The 19,612-nt window shown below is 72.5% G+C and carries 17 protein-coding genes; 8 read left to right on the forward strand and 9 right to left on the reverse strand.

The window, feature by feature from the left end; translation table 11 throughout:
- Positions 1-11 precede the first annotated feature (11 nt).
- The 5 genes from WMF27_RS27430 to WMF27_RS27450 all read right to left on the reverse strand — a co-directional run bounded on the left by WMF27_RS27430 (position 12) and on the right by WMF27_RS27450 (position 4,614).
- A complete protein-coding gene (locus WMF27_RS27430; RefSeq protein ID WP_437943107.1) occupies positions 12-1,184 on the reverse strand; it encodes a glycosyl hydrolase family 8 in 1,173 nt (390 codons plus the stop codon).
- A 106-nt stretch (positions 1,185-1,290) separates the two neighbouring features.
- Entirely contained in the window at positions 1,291-2,055 is a 765-nt protein-coding gene (locus WMF27_RS27435; protein WP_437765910.1) for a hypothetical protein, read from the reverse strand.
- Positions 2,052-2,639, reverse strand: coding sequence for an RNA polymerase sigma factor (locus WMF27_RS27440; protein ID WP_437542422.1), 588 nt, complete (start codon positions 2,637-2,639; stop codon positions 2,052-2,054). The genes WMF27_RS27435 and WMF27_RS27440 overlap by 4 nt, the downstream gene beginning before the upstream one ends.
- 198 nt (positions 2,640-2,837) lie before the next feature.
- Positions 2,838-3,806: a hypothetical protein gene (locus tag WMF27_RS27445; protein ID WP_437765909.1), complete on the reverse strand. Its 969-nt coding sequence runs from the start codon at positions 3,804-3,806 to the stop codon at positions 2,838-2,840.
- A 166-nt stretch (positions 3,807-3,972) separates the two neighbouring features.
- Positions 3,973-4,614 carry an HAD family hydrolase gene (locus WMF27_RS27450; protein WP_437765908.1) on the reverse strand — a complete coding sequence of 214 codons (642 nt, stop codon included), beginning with the start codon at positions 4,612-4,614 and terminating at the stop codon, positions 3,973-3,975.
- A 428-nt stretch (positions 4,615-5,042) separates the two neighbouring features.
- On the opposite strand from WMF27_RS27450, the gene WMF27_RS27455 reads away from it, so the two are divergent.
- The 5 genes from WMF27_RS27455 to WMF27_RS27475 all read left to right on the forward strand — a co-directional run bounded on the left by WMF27_RS27455 (position 5,043) and on the right by WMF27_RS27475 (position 10,553).
- Positions 5,043-5,174, forward strand: coding sequence for a hypothetical protein (locus WMF27_RS27455; protein ID WP_269454198.1), 132 nt, complete (start codon positions 5,043-5,045; stop codon positions 5,172-5,174).
- A gap of 177 nt (positions 5,175-5,351) precedes the next feature.
- Entirely contained in the window at positions 5,352-6,134 is a 783-nt protein-coding gene (locus WMF27_RS27460; RefSeq protein ID WP_437765907.1) for an ABC transporter permease, read from the forward strand.
- On the forward strand, positions 6,134-7,207 hold the full coding sequence (locus WMF27_RS27465; RefSeq protein ID WP_437765906.1) for an ABC transporter substrate-binding protein: 1,074 nt from the start codon (positions 6,134-6,136) through the stop codon (positions 7,205-7,207). Before WMF27_RS27460 ends, WMF27_RS27465 begins: the two co-directional genes overlap by 1 nt.
- A gap of 135 nt (positions 7,208-7,342) precedes the next feature.
- The gene (locus tag WMF27_RS27470; RefSeq protein ID WP_437765905.1) at positions 7,343-8,893 is read left to right on the forward strand and encodes a hypothetical protein; all 1,551 of its coding nucleotides are present in this window, start codon (positions 7,343-7,345) and stop codon (positions 8,891-8,893) included.
- A 526-nt stretch (positions 8,894-9,419) separates the two neighbouring features.
- A complete protein-coding gene (locus tag WMF27_RS27475; protein WP_437765904.1) occupies positions 9,420-10,553 on the forward strand; it encodes an SMP-30/gluconolactonase/LRE family protein in 1,134 nt (377 codons plus the stop codon).
- Between the two features lie 33 nt (positions 10,554-10,586).
- On the opposite strand, the gene WMF27_RS27480 is transcribed toward WMF27_RS27475, so the two are convergent.
- Positions 10,587-12,971 (reverse strand): glutamine amidotransferase, encoded by a 2,385-nt coding sequence (locus tag WMF27_RS27480; RefSeq protein ID WP_437765903.1) that lies wholly within the window; start codon positions 12,969-12,971, stop codon positions 10,587-10,589.
- 247 nt (positions 12,972-13,218) lie between these two features.
- Here WMF27_RS27480 and WMF27_RS27485 point away from each other — a divergent pair, with 247 nt between their 5' ends.
- On the forward strand, positions 13,219-14,532 hold the full coding sequence (locus WMF27_RS27485; RefSeq protein ID WP_437765902.1) for a PAS domain-containing protein: 1,314 nt from the start codon (positions 13,219-13,221) through the stop codon (positions 14,530-14,532).
- 34 nt (positions 14,533-14,566) lie between these two features.
- Here WMF27_RS27485 and WMF27_RS27490 read toward each other — a convergent pair whose 3' ends face one another.
- The 3 genes from WMF27_RS27490 to WMF27_RS27500 are packed head-to-tail and all read right to left on the reverse strand — an operon-like array spanning position 14,567 to position 16,602.
- Positions 14,567-14,989, reverse strand: a complete 423-nt coding sequence (locus tag WMF27_RS27490) for a hypothetical protein (RefSeq protein ID WP_437765901.1) — start codon at positions 14,987-14,989, stop codon at positions 14,567-14,569.
- A 6-nt stretch (positions 14,990-14,995) separates the two neighbouring features.
- Positions 14,996-15,910: a DUF4159 domain-containing protein gene (locus WMF27_RS27495; RefSeq protein ID WP_437765900.1), complete on the reverse strand. Its 915-nt coding sequence runs from the start codon at positions 15,908-15,910 to the stop codon at positions 14,996-14,998.
- Complete coding sequence (locus WMF27_RS27500) at positions 15,907-16,602, reverse strand: hypothetical protein (protein WP_437765899.1); 696 nt, start codon at positions 16,600-16,602, stop codon at positions 15,907-15,909. The genes WMF27_RS27495 and WMF27_RS27500 overlap by 4 nt, the downstream gene beginning before the upstream one ends.
- Before the next feature lie 143 nt (positions 16,603-16,745).
- Here WMF27_RS27500 and WMF27_RS27505 point away from each other — a divergent pair, with 143 nt between their 5' ends.
- Positions 16,746-18,209: an N-6 DNA methylase gene (locus tag WMF27_RS27505; protein ID WP_437765898.1), complete on the forward strand. Its 1,464-nt coding sequence runs from the start codon at positions 16,746-16,748 to the stop codon at positions 18,207-18,209.
- Complete coding sequence (locus tag WMF27_RS27510; RefSeq protein ID WP_437765897.1) at positions 18,206-19,528, forward strand: restriction endonuclease subunit S; 1,323 nt, start codon at positions 18,206-18,208, stop codon at positions 19,526-19,528. The genes WMF27_RS27505 and WMF27_RS27510 overlap by 4 nt, the downstream gene beginning before the upstream one ends.
- Positions 19,529-19,612: the final 84 nt, after the last annotated feature.

Consider the following 19,612-nt stretch of genomic DNA (forward strand, 5'->3'; position numbering starts at 1 on the left):
CGCGCGCCGGATCAGTACACGCGATACTGCCCGCTCAGCGTCAACAGCGAGAGCATGTGGAGCAACCGCGAGAAGTAGCGGGTCTCCCCGGTCGCCGGCGGCGTCGTCCACACCGCCTCGATATAGTCGGCGCGATCGTCGTTCGTCGCGATCAGCCCGGTGACCCCGTTCATGAAGATGAGCGCCGACTCCGGCGTGGCGCTGAGCACCGCGCCGTTGATCTTGAAGACCGCGCCGTACTTGTCGATGCCCAGCTTCGAGAAGAACCCGAGCAGCCGGTCCGCCTCCTCCACCTGCCACGGGTCGACGCCGAACCAGACGTGGTCGAGCGCGAGGCTCAGCTGCGTGCGGTAGGCCTCGGAGCCGAAGTAGTCCCAGTTGAGCACCGGCGTGCCGTCGAAGTGGGTGCGCACAGGGATGAGCCCGGTGCTCGGGTGCGCGGCCTCCTGCCAGTGGGTGCGCGCGCTGGCGGCAGCCTCGGACCAGAAGGGGTCGCGCATGGCCTGCGCCCAGAGCTCGTAATAGGCGGGCATCTCGATGGAAGGACGGGTGACGTCCACCACCGAGACGTGCGGGTAGTCGTAGACGAGCTTCGTCGTCGAATCGAACAGGTTGGTCACCCCCGAGGTGACCCCCCCGTTCAGGGCCTCCTTGTGGCGCATCACCTCGAGCAGGTTGATCGCGTCCAGCCCATAGTCGATGGTCCCGGTGTCGCTCCCCCAGCGGCCGTGGGCGAAGAACAGCGCCATCGCGATCTGCTGGAGGCCGAAAGGATCGATGCACGCCACCGTGCCGAGCGGGGTGTCGCACCACGACATGAGGTACCCCTCGCTGGGACCGGACTTGAACCGGAGTGTGGACTTGGCGTATCTCCAGATCCGGTCGAACTCGTCTCGCTTGTCGAGCTCGACCGTGATGATCATCCCGAGGCCGATGCCCTCGGAGCGCACGTTATTGTGGTAGTCGTCCCAGATGTAGGCCTGTTCGGTGCCGGGCACCGGGTAGTAGACGGTCTCGTTGTTGCGATCGCCGTAGAAGAGCTGATTGAAGCTGTCCTCGATCTTGGCCGCGATCTCCTCGTCCGTCTTGCCGAGCACGTCGCGGAACGCGTTGGGGTACTCGGAGGGGCCCGTCAGCGGGCCGAGCTCATCGCTGCTCATCCGGTCGTAGCCGAGAGAATCCACCGTGGTCACACACCCAGGCAGCACACACACCGCCATCCAGGCACCGGCGACGCCGGAAGCTGCGCGGAACGAACGGAGGAGGGCAGGGCAACGCATGACCCAGGGTTTAGTTGTTTACATAGCGCCGTACCCGGGAAGCAAGCACGCTGTTCGGATGCCGGCGAAGAAATGCCGCGGCGCGCTGCGAGGCAGCGTCGGAGCGGCCGCTCTTCGCGAGCGCGTCGATCCGCAGGACCTCGGCCTCGAGGCTCAGCCGCCCGCGCGGATGCGCCCTGGAGTAGGCGTCCAGGAGCGAGAGCGCGCCTCGCGCGTTCCCGCTCGCGAGCATCGTGCGCGCCGCGTCCAGCGCGCCGAGCTCCGCCTCCAGGGCGCGCATACCGGACGGCTTCGGATCGAGCTTCGTGACCGCAACGCTGCTGCCAGCCGCAGGCGCCGGAGCCATCGTCTCCTCCGCGAGCGCCTCCACCGGCGCTGGCGCCGAGGCAGGCGCCTGCGCCGCCGTCTGCGCGACCGGGTCGGCGAGCGCGGGGCCGAAGAGGTGCGCCGCGGCGACCTCCGGCGCGTCTTGCCCGCGCCAGGCGAGGTAGCCCGCCGGGATGCCGGCGAGCATCCCCATCGTCGAGAGCGCGACGAGGATCTTGGTCCAGCCGAGCTTCATGGCGAGCGACGAGGACGTAGCGGACACCCCTGCCGCGGAGAGCGCCGCAGGCGCCGCCACGCTGGCCGACAGGGCGGCGGCGCCGGCGAGCCCCAGCGCGGCCAGCGTCTTCGCGCGCGTCTCCGGTGACGTGGGATACGACGCGCCTGCGCTCAGCAGCGCGCGTTCGAGCGGGTTGTCGCTCTCCTCCAGTAGGCGACGTGGTTCCATCATCGTCTCACCTCGCTCGTCGAAACGAGCTCCAGCGCGCGGACGCGCTCACGAAAATCGGCCCTGGCCCTTCGCAGCCGAGAGGCCACGGTGCCCTGCGGGATCCCCAGCACGCCGGCGATCTCCACCATGCTCATCTCCTCGAACTCGTACAGCACGAACACGGTCCGCAGATCGGACTCCATCTGGTCGAGGACCTGATCGAGCATCTGGCGCGCGTGTTTCTGGCTGGTGAGCTGCTCGGGTGTCGCAGCGTCCACAACCTCCGGCGGCTCGGCCGCGGGGAACTCCCGCCGGCGCGCGGCGCTGCGGCGCGCGTGGGCGGCTACGTGAAGCGCGGTCTGGAGAAGAAAGCTCTTCTCTGCGCCCGGCCGGACGTCGTCCAGCCGCTGCGCGGCGGCGATGAAGGTGCGCTGCACCGCGTCGTCGATCTCGGCAGCAGGGGTCCCCGCGTTGCGGAGCACCCGCCCGATGAAGTCAAGATGAGCGTCCACCATCCGTCGCAGGCGCGCGTCCCGCTGCTTCACGTTCGCCGCCGATGGAGCCACGCTCGCCGGCTCGCTGTCAGGCAAAGCAGGCGATGTCATGACGTCGGCAACCATACTCACCGCGAGGCGAGACATGAGACCAGTGGAGAACGGAGTCTACCGGGAAGCAATGGGAGACAGCCAGAGCGGAACATTGTCCTCGGGTCGGGGGGAGCGACGTGCCTGCGGCCCAGCTTCCGGATGCCGTCCATGGGTCATAATTCCCAGCGCGAGTCGGAGTGATCACAGAATCCTGGCTTAGAAGTTGTGCACGATTCCAACGCCAACGAGCGGCGAGATCACCGGAGTCTCGCCGACGGTTTCTGCCGACCACCCCATGGTGAACCGCCGGTGAACGAGCGGCACGAGGACGCCGGCCTCGAGCTCGAGGGCGGTGCCCCCGCCGAGGAGCGCAGCGGCGCGCGCGAAGCCTCCCGCGCTCCACCACGATCGCACGACGGACTCCGGGTTCGAGATACCTCGTCCCGCCGCCGCGAGCCAGCCGCCGGCGGCGACGACGCACGGCTCTGCGCTGACGATGGGACCGAGCTGCCAGCGCACCGGGCACGCGGAGAGGGCCGCGGCCGCCCACTGGATGAGGACGCTGTCGCCGCCCGACAGCAGGTCGTTCCGCGCGTACATCAGCGAGAGGCCGAACGAAGGGCTCAACGGGCCCTCGACGTGCGGGGTCACCCGGGCACCGAGGGCTGCGCCCAGGCTCGCATGAGGTGCGATGACCTGGGTGACCACCACGTGCGCGCCGAGCGCGAACTTGAGCGAAGGCGCCTCTCGCGGGGCGGGCGGCGGCGCAGGGGGGACAGCGGGCGGCGGCGGCGCAGGGGGAGCGAGGGGCGCGGTCACCTCGACCACCTCGTCGAGCGAGAGCGCCGCGGTGAGCGAGAGCGCCTGGACCACGACGTCGCACGATGTGGCATCGACGATCCGCGTGTCGGTCTCGCCGCCTGCGTGAACGACGCGCAGCTCGCCGTGGACCCCAGCCCCGCCGCGGCTCAGCCGGACGCGGACACCCCAGCCGTCCTCTCCGTCCGTCGCGAGGCGCACGCGGTCCGACCGGGCACGGAGGCCCTCGTAGAACTCGTCGGCGGTCGAGCAGTCCGCCGGGGCATCGAAGTCGATGCGAATGGGGATCGGCGCCGGCGCCGCGGTGGCCGAGGACCAGCCGAGGACGACGAGCTCGATGAGCGAGATGCCGTCACCGGAAGCCACGGGCCCGAAGGTGCCACGAACCGTTCGTGAACCGCCAGATGGTCATGCACCCAGCAGATGTGCAGCGTGCAAAAATCCAGGGGGAGGGACGGGGCGACGCGGCGCGGCGGCGGCGCGCACACATGGGCGCTGTGAGCTACCTCATCGCGCAAACGTGAGGTCGCGCTCACGCTCCTCGGAGGCGGGCGAGCACCTCGCGCAGCGATCCGAGCTCCGCGTCCGCGCCGGTGAAGTCCGACGGCGCCGTGAGCGGCGACGGGACGACCCAGCACGTCAGGCCCGCGGCCTTGGCCGACCGGAGCCCGCGCTCGGAGTCCTCGATCACGAGGACATCGCGCGCCGCGAGCCCCAGCCGCTCGCAGCCGATCCGGTACGGCTCGGGATCCGGCTTGGCGCGCGCGTACTGATCCCGCGTGAGCGCGAACTCGAACCACCGCAGGAGGCCCGTCGCCGCGTGCGCCCGGTGGAACGGCTCGGGCTTGCTGCTCGTGACGATCGCCATGCGAAAGCGCGCGGCGAGCTCCGCGACGACCTCTCGCGCGCCCGGCAACAGCGTGTCTCCGCCCGCGACGAGCTCGAGGTAGCGGCGATCCCGCTCGTCGGCCAGCCGCCGCACGCCCGCCTCGTCGACCCCGCGAGCGCTGGCGAGGTGCCAGGCGCCGCGCGCCTCGACGAGGAACAGCTGGCGATAGTCGTCGAGGGTGAGATCGACGCCGACCGACGCAATCGTCTCGCGCGTCGCCTGGAAGTAAAGCCCCTCGGTGTCGACGAGGACTCCATCGTTGTCCCAGAGGATGGCCTTGAACACGCGGCGCCTTCGTAGCGCCGCCCCTCGATGCCGGCAAGCGAGCCCGGCGGCAGCGGGGGCACCAGGCCCCTCACCGATCGGAGGGACGCGCGCACGCGAGCGCCAGGCCGGCGCGATTCACGTCTCGGACGCCCGCAGCAGCCACGCATCCGCCGGAACCAGCAAGGGCCCGAGCCAACACATCGACGGTTTCCCTGCGCCCTGCCTGCCGGCGGGAGAGGCAACCCAGAGACAAACCGACGAGGCAGCGAGACGAGGCGAAACGAGGCGAAACGAGGCGAGACGAGGCGAGACGAGACCAGACGAGACGTGGAGAAGCCGAGACATAAGCGCTCGCGAAAGACAAAGTTCGTGACTGCGCCGCCGGAGATGGTGCTAGCCTCGGTCAAGGCGGATAATACAAACACATCCACCGAGGCGGTGCTCCCATGGGTGACAAATCTCCGAAGGCCAAAGAGCGACAGAAGAAGCAGGACACGGCGGAGAAGAACCAGAAGAAGGCAGCCGCGACCGCCAAGGCGTCGCCTGCTCCGGCCGCGCCCGCGAAGAAGGGCAAGTAGCCGGACCGAGCGGGGCCGCGCTCGGCGCGGCTCACAGCCCGCGTCGACGAAGCTCCCCACTCACCTCTCCCGTGGCTCGGCACGCGCGTCGCTCGGCGCCGGGCCACGGACGAGCCTGATTTCTTGCACCGCAGCATCTTCCTGGCGCGGCGGCCTCGCGCTAGAGAGGGCCGAGCCGTGCGACCCACCCCGCTCCATGCCGTCGCGCCGCCGCTCGCCGCGCTCGTGATCCTGCTGGCGCTCTGGGAGGCGCTCGCCCGGGCGCTCAGCGTCCCTGCCTACCTCCTGCCGCCCCCTTCGGACGTGGCGCGGGCGGGCGCGATGAACGCCGCCCCCCTGCTCGCCGGCGCCGTCACGACGGCGAAGGCCGCGCTCGCGGGCTTCTTCCTCAGCGCCGCGGTCGGCGTGCTCGCCGCCATCGCGCTCGCCTCGTCGCGCCCGCTCGAGAGGGCGCTCTATCCCTATACCGTCTTCCTGCAGACCGTCCCGATCGTCGCCATCGCCCCGCTGCTCGTGCTCTGGTGCGGCCCCGGCCTGCGCGCGGTCGCGGTCTCGGCGTTCATCGTCTCCGTGTTCCCTGTCATCGCGAACACGCTCGCGGGCCTGCGCTCCGTCGAGCCCGCGCTGCGGGATCTCTTCCGGCTCTACGGCGCCGGCCGCTTCGCCACGCTCCGCAAGCTCGAGCTGCCCTCGGCGCTCCCCCACCTCGTGACGGGGCTCCGGATCGCGGCGGGCCTCGCCGTCATCGGCGCGATCGTCGGGGAGTTCGTCGCCGGCTTCTCGGAGGACGCCGCCGGCCTGGGCATCCTGGTCCTCTCCGCCTACCGCCAGCTGCGCACGGATCTGCTCTTCGCCGCCGTGCTGCTCGCCTCCGGGCTCGGCCTCGCGCTGTTCGGCGCCGTCGACCTCGCCGGCAGGCGGCTCTTGCGGCGCTGGCATCCTTCGGAGATCAATCGCTGATGCACTTCCCCGACAGCCGCCGGTTGTTCCTGCGACGCCTCGCGTCCCTCGCCGCCGTCCCCCTCCTCGCCCCCGCCTGCTCGCGCTCGCAGGCGCCGGAAGGCGACGGGCGCGCCTCGTCCGCGTCCCCGCAAGGGAGCGCGCCGGCCGCGCCTGCGCAGAGCGCGCCGGCCGCGCCCGCCCCCAACGCGCCGGCCGCGAAGGTGAAGCTCGCCCTCAACTGGGTCCCGGAGCCCGAGTTCGGCGGGTTCTACGCCGCGCGCGAGTCGGGCGCGTTCGCCAAGGAGGGGCTCGACGTCGAGATCCTCGGCGGCGGCGCCGGCGTGCCGGTCGTCCAGATGGTGGCCGGCGGGCAGGTGGATTTCGGCATCTCCGGCGCCGACGAGGTGCTCACCGCCCGCGCCCGCGGCGCGGACGTGCTCCCCCTCTTCGCCGTGTTCCAGACCTCGCCGCAGGCCATCATGACCCACGAGAGCCGCGGCGCGAAGAGCATCGCCGACATCCTCAAGTCGGGCACGCTCGCGATCGAGCCGGGGCTGCCTTACGCCGCGTACCTCAAGAAGAAGTACGGGTTCGACAAGGTGAAGGTCGTGCCGTACGACGGCGGCGTCGCCCGCTTCGTCGCCGACAAGGACTTCTCCCAGCAGTGCTTCATCACCGCCGAGCCGATCGCGGCCAAGCGCAAGGGGAGCGATCCCGCCGCGTTCCTGGTGGCCAGCGAGGGGTTCAACCCGTACGTCGTGGTCGTGATCACGCGCGCAGCCCTCTGGAAGGAGAACCCGGAGCGCGTCCGCGCGTTCGTCCGCGCGACGCGCGAGGGCTGGCGCACATACCTCCAGGATCCGGCGCGGTCCAACGAGATCATGGCCAAGCTCAACACCTCGATGGACGCGGAGACCTTCGTCGCCGCGGCCGAGGCGCAGCGGCCGCTCATCGAGACCACCGAGACCAAGGAGAAGGGCCTCGGCGTCATGACCAGCGAGCGCTGGGAGACGCTCGCGAAGCAGCTCGTGGACCTCGGCGTGCTCGAGAAGGCGCCGCCGATCGACGAGGTGCTCGTCGCGGCGCGCTGATCGGCGCGACGGGCGCGCGGCGCGACAGGCGCGGCGTGCGGCGAGAGCTCTCGGCGCGCGACTTCGTCTAGAATGTCGCAGGCCGCCGCGCCTGATGGCGCAGCCGCGCCTCAACGCAAGGGAAGAACGCCCTCCATGGCTTCCACGCATCGACCTCGGGCCAGCCGGCTCCCGTTCGCCTCGCTGCCCCTCGCGGCGGCGTACGTGCCTGCCGCTGCCGCCGTCGCCATCGCCTTTGCCGCGTGCGGCGACGAGTTCACGGCGCGCCCGCCCGACGCGTCGACGAGCTCGAGCACCGGCGGCGGGAGCGGCGGGAGCGGCGGGAGCGGCGGCGGGTGCCCTGGAGGCGGGATGGTCTGCGGCGACGCATGCGTCGACCCGATGACGGACGCGCAGCACTGCGGCGCGTGCGACGTCGCCTGCCCGACCTTCGGCGGCGAGCCGACCTGCCAGGACGGGGTCTGCCAGTCGCCGGCGTGCGAGGAGAACCGCGGCAACTGCGACAAGGACCCCGAGAACGCCTGCGAGGAGGACCTCCTCACGAGCACCGCGCACTGCGGCAGGTGCGACAAGCCCTGCGGCGGCCAGTGCGTGCGGGGCGCCTGCGTCGCGCCCACGCACATCGCGGCCGGCACGAATTACACGTGCGCGGTGCTCAGCGACGGCTCGGTCTGGTGCTGGGGCAGGAACACCTGGGGCAACCTCGGCGACGGGACGCTGCAGCAGGATCGACGGGTCCCGAGGCCCGTCATGGGCCTCAGCGGCGCCACCAGGGTCGCGGCGAGCATCTCGTCGGGGCGCGCGCACACCTGCGCGGTGCTCAGCGACGGCGCGGTGGCGTGCTGGGGCGCGGGCAACAGCGGACAGCTCGGCGACGGCGAGGCGACGAACTCCCCTTCCCCCGTGCGCGCCAAGGAGCTCGCGGGCGCGACCCAGGTCGCCGTCGGCGGGACCCACACCTGCGCGGTGACGGCGTCGCACGAGCTCTATTGCTGGGGCGAGGGCAGCTCCGGCCAGCTGGGCTACGGCGACGAGGTCGATCGGGTCGAGCCCACCGTAATGCTGGACGGCGTGGACTCGGTGAGCGCCGGCCTCTCGCACACCTGCGCGGGCATGATAGAGCGGCTGGGCGAGCGCACGATGAACTGCTGGGGCCACAACGAGAGCGGCCAGCTCGGCCTCGGCAACTTCAACCAGCAGAACACCCCGCAGCCCGTCGCGGGCCTCACCAGCGTCGCGCTCACGGCCGCGGGCGCCTTGCACACGTGCGCCGCGCCGGCGCGCGGCGTGGCCTCCTGCTGGGGCAAGGGGGATCAGTTCCGCCTCGGGACTGGCGTCGTGATCTCCGAGGCGAATCCCCGGAAGATCCCGAACCTCGTGGACGTGACCCGGATCTCGCTCGGCGCGAGGCACTCCGGCGCGGTGCTGGCGGGCGGCGAGGTGTTCCTGTGGGGCGACAACGCGAAGGGGCAGCTCGGCAACGGCACGCAGGATCCGGCGCTCGTTCCGGAGTCGATCGGGCTGACCGACGTGGTCGAGCTGGCCCTCGGCGATGACCACAGCTGCGCGCTGAAGCGCACGGGCGAGATGCTCTGCTGGGGTGACAACAGGAACGGCGAGCTGGGCGACGGGACCGTCGAGCCCCGGCTCGTGCCGACGCGCGTCGCCTGGCCGACGCAGCCTTAGCGCGACGCCTCGACCGCGGGGACCTCCGCGCGCCAGAGGATGCCTTCGGGAACACTCGGCAGCATTCACCAACACGCCACCAGGACACGTTCTCCGCCCGTTGCACACATTCGTCGCCACGTGCACTGCGCAACGAGCGTGGACTGGCGTGGACCGACGTGGACTGGCGTGGACTGGCGTGGACTGACGTGAACCGACGTGGACTGACGTGAACCGACGTGGACTGACGTGACCGCGCTGTGCAGCCAGGGCGCAAGCACGCAACTACGCGGACACACATGGGAAACATGACGCGGGCGGCACGGGCGGCGCGCGCGGCGCGTCACCGAACAGCCGGGCAGCGGCCTCCCTGATATTTCATGAACCGAAGAATTTCGACTCGACAGCCAATCAGCTCAACCGCATATACTCCAGCTATCATGGCCGCATCGTCAGCCTGACGAAGCCAGGCAGTTTGCACTTTGTCTTCTCGACGCGGCCTATTCCGACAACTCCGGTCCCGCAACCACGGACCCATGGAGGGAACATGCCGCATTCCGTCACGTCAAAATCATCGCACTCCAACGGAAAATGGTTGGCTTGCGGCGCGCTGGCGATCCTCTCCGCCGTGTCGCCGCTGATCCCGGGTCCGGCGCTGGCGCAGGGGGGATGCTACGGCGAGATCAAGACGTTCGCGACGGCTCCGGCGGCTCCGGGGTTCCCCGAAGGCATCGCGGTCCATGGGAATCGGGTCTACGTCTCCGGCCCAGCGACGTTCGGCACCGCAGGTCAAGGCCCGTCGACCATCTCCGTATTCGACAGGGACAGCAAAGTCCTCAAGAGCACGATCCAGGTGGCGGGCGAGGCGCTCGCCGAAGAGCATGCGCTGAGCTGCATCGCCGTCGACGACGACGGCCGGGTCTACGCGCTCAGCACGCAGCTCGGCCTTCTGCGCTTCAGGAAGACTGGACATGGATATGTTCAGGAGAGCTACGGCGCTCCGCTGCCGGATCTGCCGGCGTGCGTGATGGCCGCGCCTGGAGAGGCGTGCTCGCCGACGCCCTTCCCGACGCCGCCGCTGCCGAACGACATCGCCTTCGACGAGGAGGGTTACGCCTATGTGACCGACTCGCTGCAGGCGACGATCTTCCGCTACCCGCCCGGGGGCGGCGCGCCGGAGATCTGGTTCCAGAGCGCCGCCCTCGTCGGCAGCGGCGACCTGCCGATCGGCGTGAACGGGATCCGGCTCGATCCGGAGCGGGAGCACGTCTATTTCTCGGTGTCGTTCTCCCCGTCGGACACGAGCCTGGGGTCCATCTACCGGCTCCCCCTCGTCGAGGCCCCCGAAGAGGCCGATCTGGAGCTGGTCCACGACTACGATGCTGGCGAGGCGCCCGACGGGTTCGCGTTCGGCAAGTCGGGGAAGCTCTATGTCACGCTCGCGGCGGCCAACGCGATCTCGGTGCTCGACGAGCACGGGGTCGAGGTATCGCGCATCGAGAGCGCACCAGGGGAGGAGATGCCCCTCGACGCCCCCGCCAACGTGGCGTTCAACGACCCGGCGCAGATGCTGCTCATCGTGAATCACGCGAGCTTCACCGGGAACGCCGCGCACTTCGGGGTGCTGAGGGTCTGGGTCGGCGACAAGGCCGATCCGCTCGAGAAGCCGTCGTTCCCTTGAGACGAGACCAGGGCTCCGGCCGGCGCCCTCGCCTCAGGCGAGGCCCCCGCGCCGGCGCACGATCCAGTGCGCGCCGAGCGCCGCGGCCGCCGCCAGCGTCCAGGCCCAGGGGGGCAGGAGCGGCGCGACGTGGCGCTCGGTCGCCACCTGCGTCGCCGCAGGCAGCGACAGCGAGCCGGCGCCCGACGGGAGCACCGACGCGCCGCCCGTCGCGCGGGCGATCGCCTCCAGGCGGGCGACGTCGGGGCGGGGATCGGCCCACTCGTCGCCGCCGCGCTCGCACGCGAAATCGCGCCGCGTCGCCGCCCGCTTCTGGTCGCCTCCGTCGCCGGCGGCGCCTTCCGGGACGATCTCCACCGTGGCCGAATACCCCCCGGGCTCGAGGCGACCGGCGGCGAGCTCGACCGGCTCGCCGCCCTCGCCGATCGGCGCGGTCAGCGTCTTCACGACCGCGCCGCTGCCGAGGCGCGCGATGGTCACCCTGGCCTCGCCGCGCTGCCCGGCGAGGGGGCGCAGCACGAGCGCCGTCTCCTCGCCCGCGAGGCACCCGCCGCGCGGCTCGATCGCGGCAGGCTCGAAGCGCGGATCGCGCATGAGCCAGCCGAGCAGGGCGTCCCAGAACGCGCCGTGCGCGCGGCCCGCGGAGCTCGAGGCGAACGCGCTGAAGAGCAGGCGGTGGCTGCCGTCGAGCGTCAGCGCGATCGTCCGGCCGCTCTCGTGCTCGCCCAGCGAGAGCACCGGCATCGGCGCGCCCGAGGCCGTCGTGCGGGTCGGGTGCGTCATCAGCACCGTCGCCCCGGGGAGCGGATCGCCGACGACGTTGGTCCCCGGCATCTCCGGCATCTCGTCGCCGATCAGCGCGAGCAGCGGCGCGAGCACCGGCGCCGCGCGGCCCGCGGCGGTGATGCGCGGCACGAAGGCGCCGAGATCCACCTTGGGCGCGCGGCCGATGTCGAGATCCACCGGCAGGACGCGGGCGAGCCGCGTGCGCGCATAGTTGCCCGACACGAAGGCGTTCGGGCCGCCCACCATGATGAGCCCGCCGCCCTTGTCGACATACTGGGCCAGCGCCGGGAGGTGCTTGGTCAGGCCGTACGGCGCGGCGTCGAAGTCCTGCAGGACGACCGCGTCGAAGCTCGAGAGGTGGACGCTGAAGAGCTCATCGACGGGGAACGGGATCAGCGCGAGCTCGTCCGACGACGCGTTCACCTCGTCGCCGGGCGTGCGCAGGATGAAGAAGGCCACGACGTCGACCGAGGCGTCGGCCTTGAGCCACATGCGGAGCGCGCGCACGTCGTACGTCGGCCGGCCCGCCACGTGGAGCACCCGGATGCGATCGCGCGCGACGTCGAGCGTGACGTACCGGACGTCGTTCTCGGGGAGCTCGTCGCCGTCCGGCGCCTTGATCGCCACCTCGAGGATGCGGGTGCCGGCGCGGTCGAGCGTCACGCCGAGCTCGACCGTGCCGACGCCGCCCTCGACGTGCGCCGTGCCCGTGGCGAGCGTCGTGGGCGCGCCCTGCTCGCGCAGCTCGCGGGCCACGACAGGGACGGCGTCGCACGCGAGGCCGCCGCTGCAGCCGATGTCGATGCGGAGCGAGAGCGGCTGGTGGGCGACCGCGGCGCCGGAGGTCCGGACCGCGCGCACGCCGGCGTCGCGCACGGACTCGGTCGCCACCGCGACCGTGTGCACCGGGACGTCGAGCCCCTCCAGCGCGGCCCGCGTCGCCGCGGCGGTGTCGTCGGGGCCCGGGCGGTCGAGCCGGCCATCGGAGACGACGACGAACGCCGACGGCCGCTCGTCGGCGGCGCGGGCGAGCGCCTCGAGCGCGGCGCTGAGATCCGAGCGGCGCTGCGGCCGGCCTCGCGCGGGCGACGCGGGCGCCGCGGCCGACCCGGAGGCGGCGGCCGGCGCCCCCGCGTCCCTGTCGGGCGCCGGCGCGGCGCCAGCGCTCCCGCCCGGCGCCGGCGCGGCGCCGCCGCCTTCGCCTGCCTGCCCGTCGGCCGGAAGCGGCGCTCCTTCGCCGAACACGTAACGGGAGAGCCGGACGTCGGCGCGCTTCCCGAGCTCCTCGATCGCGCGATCGGCGCTGTCGCGGCGGGTCCCCGCGACGCCCGGCAGGTCCATGGATCGGGAGCCGTCGACCAGCACCACGACCTTGGGGCCGACGAGGCTCCCGCGCGACGTGACCGCGACAGGGCGGAGGATGGCGGCGAGCAGGCCGAGCACGGCGAGCGCGCCCGTGAGCGCCGTGCCGAGCGCCGCGCGCGCGGGCGCGGCGCCCACCGCCCCGGCGGCGCGGCCGCGCGCACGGACGAGCTCGAGCACGAGCAGGCCGAAGCTCAGGGCCGCGACGACGCAGGCGACGGCGACGACCGGCGACGAGAGATCGCCCGAGGGCGCGAGGCTCCGGGTCACGGCCGCTCCGGGAACAAGAGAAGCGCGGGAAGCGCGCGAGAAGAGGGAGTCCCGCTCGCGGCGCCGGCGTGGGAGAGCGACAGCGCGGGCAGCGAGTCGAGGGCGCGTGGCACGCGCGGAGCCTAGTACATCGGGGCGGAGTGTCCCAGCCCGGCGCCGTTGCTGCGACCTCTCGGGCAACCTCGAACAGCGGTGAGCCACCTTGAAACGCCGGGTACGCCGCGCGTAGGCTCGCCCCCTGGTGACGATGCGCGAAGAGCTGGACGAGGCCGGGCGGCTCAGGGCAGAGAACACAGCGCTCCGCGCGCGCGTCGAGGCGCTGGAGAAGGCGCTGGCGGAGCGCTCCAACGGTCACGCAGAGAGCGCGGCCGCGCCGGAAGCCACGGCAGACGTGGAGGCCCTCGACGCGCTCGAGGGGCTGCCCACGGCGGTGCCGGCGGTGATCCAGTGGCGCCTGGACGGCGCGGTGACGTACTGGAACGACAGCGCCGAGCGCCTCCTCGGCTGGAGCGCGAGCGAGGCCGTCGGCCGCCGGCTGGCCGACCTCGTGGGCGCGGTCCCCGTGTCCGCCGCCGCGGCGCGGGCGTTCGACTTCGCCCGGGAGGAGAGCCGTTTCGCCGCGACCACGAGCGAGTGCAGGACGAAGGGAGGTCAGGCGCTCCTCTGCCGATGGACCTACGCCGTGCTGCGCGACGGCCGAGGCGACGCGCACGAGATCGCGGCGCTCGTCGATGACGCCGGCGACCGGGAGCGGAGGGAGAAGACGGTGCAGGGGCGGTACCAGCTGCTCCTGCAGCTGGTGGACAACGCGCGCAGCTCCATCTTCGTCAAGGACACCGCGGGGCGCTACGTCCTGGCCAACCGCATGCACGCGCAGACGATGCAGAAGCACGTCCTCGAGCTCATCGGCCGGGATGAGTTCGAGCTGGGCGCCCTGGACCCCGCGGCCACGGCGAGGATCGTGGCGAAGGAGCGAGAGGTGCTCACCGGCGGGCAGGTCATGCAGTTCGAGGAGATGGTGCCGATAGAAGGCGCTCAACACCATTTCTTCACGGTCAAATTCCCGATCCACGACGAGCGCGGGACGCCGATCGGCATGGGCGGCATCGTGACCGATATCACGTCGCTGAAGCGCGCGGAGGCGGAGCGGGCCGCGCTGCAGGAGGAGATCATCTTCGCGCAGCAGGCCGCCCTCCGGGAGCTGTCCACGCCGCTCATCCCGCTCGCCGATCGGGTGGTCGCGATGCCGCTCGTCGGGGCGATCGACAGCGGGCGCGCGGAGCAGATCATGGAGACGTTGCTCTCCGGCATCAGCAGCCAGGGCGCCCACACGGCGATCCTGGACATCACCGGCGTGCGCGCCGTCGACACGCACGTCGCGGACGCGCTGACGCGCACCGCGCGCGCCGCCCAGCTGCTCGGCACCCGCGTGGTGCTCACCGGCGTCCGCCCGGAGGTGGCGCAGACGCTCGTCACGCTCGGCGTGGATCTCTCCGGGATCACCACGTTGAGCACGCTGCAGAGCGGCATCGCGCACGCCCTCCGCCACGGCAGACGGTAGCTAAGCGCGGCCAGACACCAGAGCTCCTGGCCGCTCAGCCCTCCTCCGTGAGGTACCGGAGGAGCGCGGCCTCGTCGCTCGTGATCAGCCGCTCGATGCCGTCATCCCTCGCGAAGCGCTGGATCTGGAGCGCGCCGACGACGCTCTGCACGAGCACGCCGACCCGCCGGAAGCCCCGCAGCCAGTGCGGTCGGAAGCGCTTCATCGTCGCCTCGAACGACGGGTCGTTCCTGCCGGGGACGGCGCGGACGTCGACGAAGAGGGCGTGATGGGAGCGGCCCAGCCGGTCGAGGACGCGGATGAGCTCTCCCATCACGGCCTCGATCTCCTCCAGCGAGGTGAACGGCCTGCTGCTGCGCACGGTCCAGACGACGCGCAGGGACGCGTCGAACAGCACCGTGAAGTGGTCGTCCTGCCAGACCAGCTTCGGCGCAGCGGCGAGGCGACCCGACGTCATCGCGCCTCACGGCCGCGCAGGCGCGGAGCGGGGTCGGTTGTCGTCGACGGCGCGGCGGCGCATCAGGAACGGCGCGTGCACCTGGTCGTCCTTGTAGTTCGAGCAGAGCACGTACATCGCGATGTTCACGGCCAGGCGGAACGCGCGCTCCCGCTGCACCTCGCCCCCGGGCGTGACCTCGACGCTCGGCCCCCCGCCCTCCGAGCGCGCCAGGGCGCCGGCGAGGTCGTGGTCGGAGAAGATCACCTGCGGCATGCCGCCGCGCACGATCGCGGAGAGCTTCGGCGGGCCCTCGACGCGGCCGACGGCGCGCGGGAGGAGATAGAAGGAGCGGAAGACGACGTTCTCCGTGCCGATCGGGATGGGAGAGCCCTCCGGCAGGACGCGAGCGAGCTCGCGCCGCGCGGCGCGGCCGAACGCGCCGCTGCCCGGGGCGAAGTCGTCGACGAGGAGCACGCCGCCGAGCGCGAGGAAGCGGCGCAGGCCGAAGACCTCGCGCTCGGTGAGCGGCGGGAGGTCGCCCTCGCCGCCCCAGAGCGCGAACGGCTCGGCGAGCAGCGCCGGGTCGTCGGCGCGGACCGTGGTCGGGTTGCGGCGCGCCGGCGCGCTCGTCCGCCGCTCCAGCTCGAACGACCAGCGCGCGGGGGCGGTGGCGCGCACCCCCTCCCATCGCGCGTCGCCCGTCAGCAGCGGCCGCGGGTTCCACGCCCCCTCCTCGCCGAAGGCGCGCACGGGGCGCGGCACCGCGAGGAGGAGCAGCGCGGAGACAACCACCAGCGCCGCCGCCGCGAGGCGCCGCGGCCGCGCCACGGCGAGGCGCGGCGGCCCAGCCGAGGCGGCGGGGCGCGAGGGCGGCAGCGCCGCCTCACCGCCCAGGCCGCGCGGCCGGCGAGCGCCGAGCCGGCCGAGCCATCGTCTCAATCGAAGTCCTCGACCCGCCATACGCCCGCCTCGCGCCGGAGCTTCACCTCGTGCCCACCCGGGATCTGCACCGTCGCGGAGTCGCCGGCAATCCGGACCTCGAGCCCCTCGGGCTGAGCGAGCCCCTCGACGAGCGAGCGGAGGTCGCTCTCGATGGCGGCGCGCGTGGCCGGCGTGAGGACGCGCAGCAGGCCGGCGTAGCTGCGGCGCGCGAGGACGCGGCGGAGCTGCTCGAGGGCCTGCTCGGGGGTGCGGCCGCCCGCAGGCAGCGCGTCGGCGGCCGAGATCCGGAAGGCGCGCTCGCGCTCGTCGAGCTCGAGGGTCGCGATCTCGCCGTCCGGGTAGCGGACGCGGGCGCGGGTCTTGACCACGACCCCGGGCGCCGTGACGCTCCGCGCCTGCTCCGCGAGCTCGGCGCGCGCCTCGGCGACGCGCCGCCGCACCTCGTCGCGCGACATCGCGGTGCGGCTCTTGTCGCTCAGCATGCCGTAGATGGCGTCGGCGTCGCCGCGCGCCGCCGCGTCGGCGTAGACCTGCACCGCCTCCTTGGGATCGGGGAGCGAGGACGACGCGCAGGCGAGGCCGGACAGCGGCAAGAGCGACAGGAGAGACAGCGGCAGCCGCGGCGGCAGCGACGATCGGAGCGATCGCGGCAAGAAAAGCGCGAACAGCGAGGTGAGGGCGCGCGGCACGGGACGAGCCTAGTACATCGGCGGCGGCGCGTCCCAGCGCCATGGACGAGCGCGGCGGCCGCCGTGAGGCGCCCGGCCGTGGTAAGCCGGCTCCTCCCGCGCCTCGCCTTCCCGCTCCACGACCCGAACGAAGCCGCCGCCGCATGACCGACGTTGTTGGAAAGCTCTGGGGGTTCTGCCACACGCTCCGCCACGACGGCATCGACCACGGGGACTACATCGAGCAGATCACCTACCTGCTCTTCCTGAAGATGGCCGCCGAGCGAGGCATCGATCTCTCGCGCGTCGAGCACAGGACGCCCCGCGGCGAGGTCGACGCGACAGACTGCTCCTGGCCCGCGCTGCGCGCGCGCAGCGGGCAAGCGCTGCTCGACCGCTACGCCGACGTCCTCCGATCCCTCGACGGAGCCCCCGGCGTCCTCGGGGAGATCTACGCGGGCTCGCAGCCGCGCTTCAAGAGCCCGGCGAGCCTCGGGAAGCTCGTCGACCTCATCGACGAGATCGAGTGGACGCGCCTCGGCGTGGACATCCAGGCCGCGGCGTACGAGGGCCTCCTGGAGAAGGCCGCCGCCGAGGGCAAGAAGGGCGCGGGGCAGTACTTCACGCCCCGCGCGCTGATCCAGTCGATCGTGCGGTGCATCAGGCCCGATCCGCGGGCGAAGCCGGGCTTCGCCCTCTGCGACCCGGCGTGCGGCACCGGGGGCTTCCTCGTCGCCGCCTGGGAGTGGATCGAGGCCGAGGCGCGGGGAGCGCTCGACCGGGAGGCGGCGCGCCGGATCAAGGCCGGGGCGTTCTTCGGCCAGGAGCTCGTCGCGCGCCCCCGCCGGCTCGCCCTGATGAACCTGGTCCTCCACGGGATCGAGCCGAGGATCACCCTCGGCGACTCGCTCGACGCCCCGCCGCCGGACGAGCGGTTCGACGTGATCCTGACGAACCCGCCGTTCGGCACGAAGGGGGCCTACGAGACGCCGCGCCGCGAGGATTTCGCGATCGCGACCGCGAACAAGCAGCTCAACTTCATCCAGCACGTGCTGACGATCCTGAGGCCCGGCGGCCGGGCGGCGATGGTCCTGCCGGACCATTGCCTGTTCGCCGACCAGGCAGGCGCGGTGCTGGAGATCCTCGCCAGGGGCTGCGACCTGCACACGGTGCTCCGCCTGCCGCACGGGACCTTCACGCCGTACAGCGCCGGGGTGAAGGCCAACGTCGTCTTCTTCTCGAAGGGCCGCGCGACGGAGAGGGTCTGGATCTACGACGCCCGGACGGGCGTCCCGTCGATCACCAAGAAGGGCCGGCCGCTCTCCCCGGCGCACTTCGCGGAGTTCGAGCGGTGCTACGGCGGCGACCCCGACGGGCGCGGCGTGCGCGAGGCGGCGAGCTCCGGCGAGGGTCGGTTCCGCAGCTTCGAGCTCCGCGAGGTGAAGGAGCGAGAGTTCAAGCTCGACGGGCTGAGGTGGCTCAAGGAGGAGTCGCTCGACGAGGCCGGCGAGCCGCCCGAGCCGGAGGAGCTGGCGACCGACGCCCTCCAGGAGCTGACGGAGGCGGTCGCCGCGCTGAACCGCGTGATCGCGCTGCTCGAGGGCGGGGCGAAGGCGGCGGAGGCGTGAGCGGGCCGCTGCCCGAGGGGTGGGCCGAGACGACGCTCGCGTCGATCTGCTCGCACCGGAGCGGGAGCTCGAAGCTCATCAAGGGGAAGCTCCACGCCGAGCAGCGGCCAGGGCGCTACCAGGGGTTCAGCGCCGCCGGCCCCGACGTGTGGTGCGACGGCTGGGAGCACGAGGGCGAGGCGATCGTCGTCTCCGCGGTGGGGACGCGGTGCGGGAAGGCGTTCAAGGCGCGCGGGCGGTGGTCGGCGATCGCGAACACCCATGTGGTCTGGCCGGACGAGCGGGCCATCGACGTCGGTTACCTGTTCCTCCACCTCAACGACGAGGGATTCTGGGTGAAGGGCGGCTCCGCGCAGCCGTTCGTGAAGGTGCGCGAGACGTTCGAGCGGCCCTTCGCGCTGCCTCCCCTCCCCGAGCAGCGCCGCATCGTCGCGAAGGCCGAGGCCCTGCTCGGCGAGGTGGACGCGGCGAAGGCCCGGCTGGCGCGATCGTCGCTGCTCCTCCGGCGGCTCCGGCAGGCCGTGCTGGGGGCGGCGTGCTCGGGGAGGCTCACCGAGGACCTGCGCGCGCCGGGCGCCGCCGCGCCGGCCGCGGGACGGGCGGAGCCCCCGCCGCGCGGCTCGACGCCGGCGCCGGCCGCGCCCGGGGCGAGCAGCGACGGTCGGGAGCGTCCCCTGCCGCCGTCCTGGGTCCGCTGCCCCTTCGGCGCCCTGGTGGACAACCACGATGGCCGACGCGTCCCCGTGAGCTCCGCGGTTCGAGCGAGGCGCCGGGGGCCGTATCCGTATTACGGCGCGTCGGGGGTCATCGACTCGATCGATGGCTACCTGTTCGACGGGGATTACCTGCTGATCGCCGAGGACGGCGCGAACCTCCTGTCGAGGAACACCCGGGTGGCGTTCGCCGCGAGCGGGAGGTTCTGGGTGAACAACCATGCTCATGTGGTCCAGCCGAAGGCCGGCGTGGTCCTCGGGTACCTCGAGCTGCTCCTGAACTCGCTCGACCTGCAGCACCACGTGACCGGCTCGGCCCAGCCGAAGCTCACGCAGGCGGCGCTGAACGGCATCCCCGTGCCGGTGCCGCCGGCGGAGGAGCAGGCGGAGATCGCGCGCCGGGCACAGGCGCTCTTCGCGCTCGCCAGCGAGGTCGAGGAGCGCGTGGCCCGCGCTGCGGCCCGGGCCGAAAGGCTCCCGCACACGATCCTCGCCAGGGCGTTCTCCGGAGAGCTCGTCCCCACCGAGGCGGCGCTGGCCCGCGCGGAGGGGCGGGGCTACGAGCCGGCGGAGGCGCTGCTGCGCCGCGTCCGGGGGATGGGGTGAGCGGCTAGCTCTCGGTTTGCTCGGCTTGCTCGGCATCGATGTTCATCGATCAGGCCGCGTCCGGATCGCGGGCGGGCCCGGCGC

It is taken from the genome of Sorangium sp. So ce281, assembly GCF_051527395.1.
Lineage (GTDB): Bacteria > Myxococcota_A > Polyangia > Polyangiales > Polyangiaceae > Sorangium > Sorangium cellulosum_B.

Excerpts from the sequence above, each read along its gene's own strand:
- WMF27_RS27435 (WP_437765910.1), bottom strand. The coding sequence starts at position 2,055 with ATGATGGAACCACGTCGCCTACTGGAGGAGAGCGACAACCCGCTCGAA.
- WMF27_RS27440 (WP_437542422.1), bottom strand. The coding sequence starts at position 2,639 with ATGACATCGCCTGCTTTGCCTGACAGCGAGCCGGCGAGCGTGGCTCCA.
- WMF27_RS27455 (WP_269454198.1), top strand. The coding sequence starts at position 5,043 with ATGGGTGACAAATCTCCGAAGGCCAAAGAGCGACAGAAGAAGCAGGAC.
- WMF27_RS27465 (WP_437765906.1), top strand. The coding sequence starts at position 6,134 with ATGCACTTCCCCGACAGCCGCCGGTTGTTCCTGCGACGCCTCGCGTCC.
- WMF27_RS27470 (WP_437765905.1), top strand. The coding sequence starts at position 7,343 with ATGGCTTCCACGCATCGACCTCGGGCCAGCCGGCTCCCGTTCGCCTCG.
- WMF27_RS27475 (WP_437765904.1), top strand. The coding sequence starts at position 9,420 with ATGCCGCATTCCGTCACGTCAAAATCATCGCACTCCAACGGAAAATGG.
- WMF27_RS27485 (WP_437765902.1), top strand. The coding sequence starts at position 13,219 with ATGCGCGAAGAGCTGGACGAGGCCGGGCGGCTCAGGGCAGAGAACACA.
- WMF27_RS27490 (WP_437765901.1), bottom strand. The coding sequence starts at position 14,989 with ATGACGTCGGGTCGCCTCGCCGCTGCGCCGAAGCTGGTCTGGCAGGAC.
- WMF27_RS27505 (WP_437765898.1), top strand. The coding sequence starts at position 16,746 with ATGACCGACGTTGTTGGAAAGCTCTGGGGGTTCTGCCACACGCTCCGC.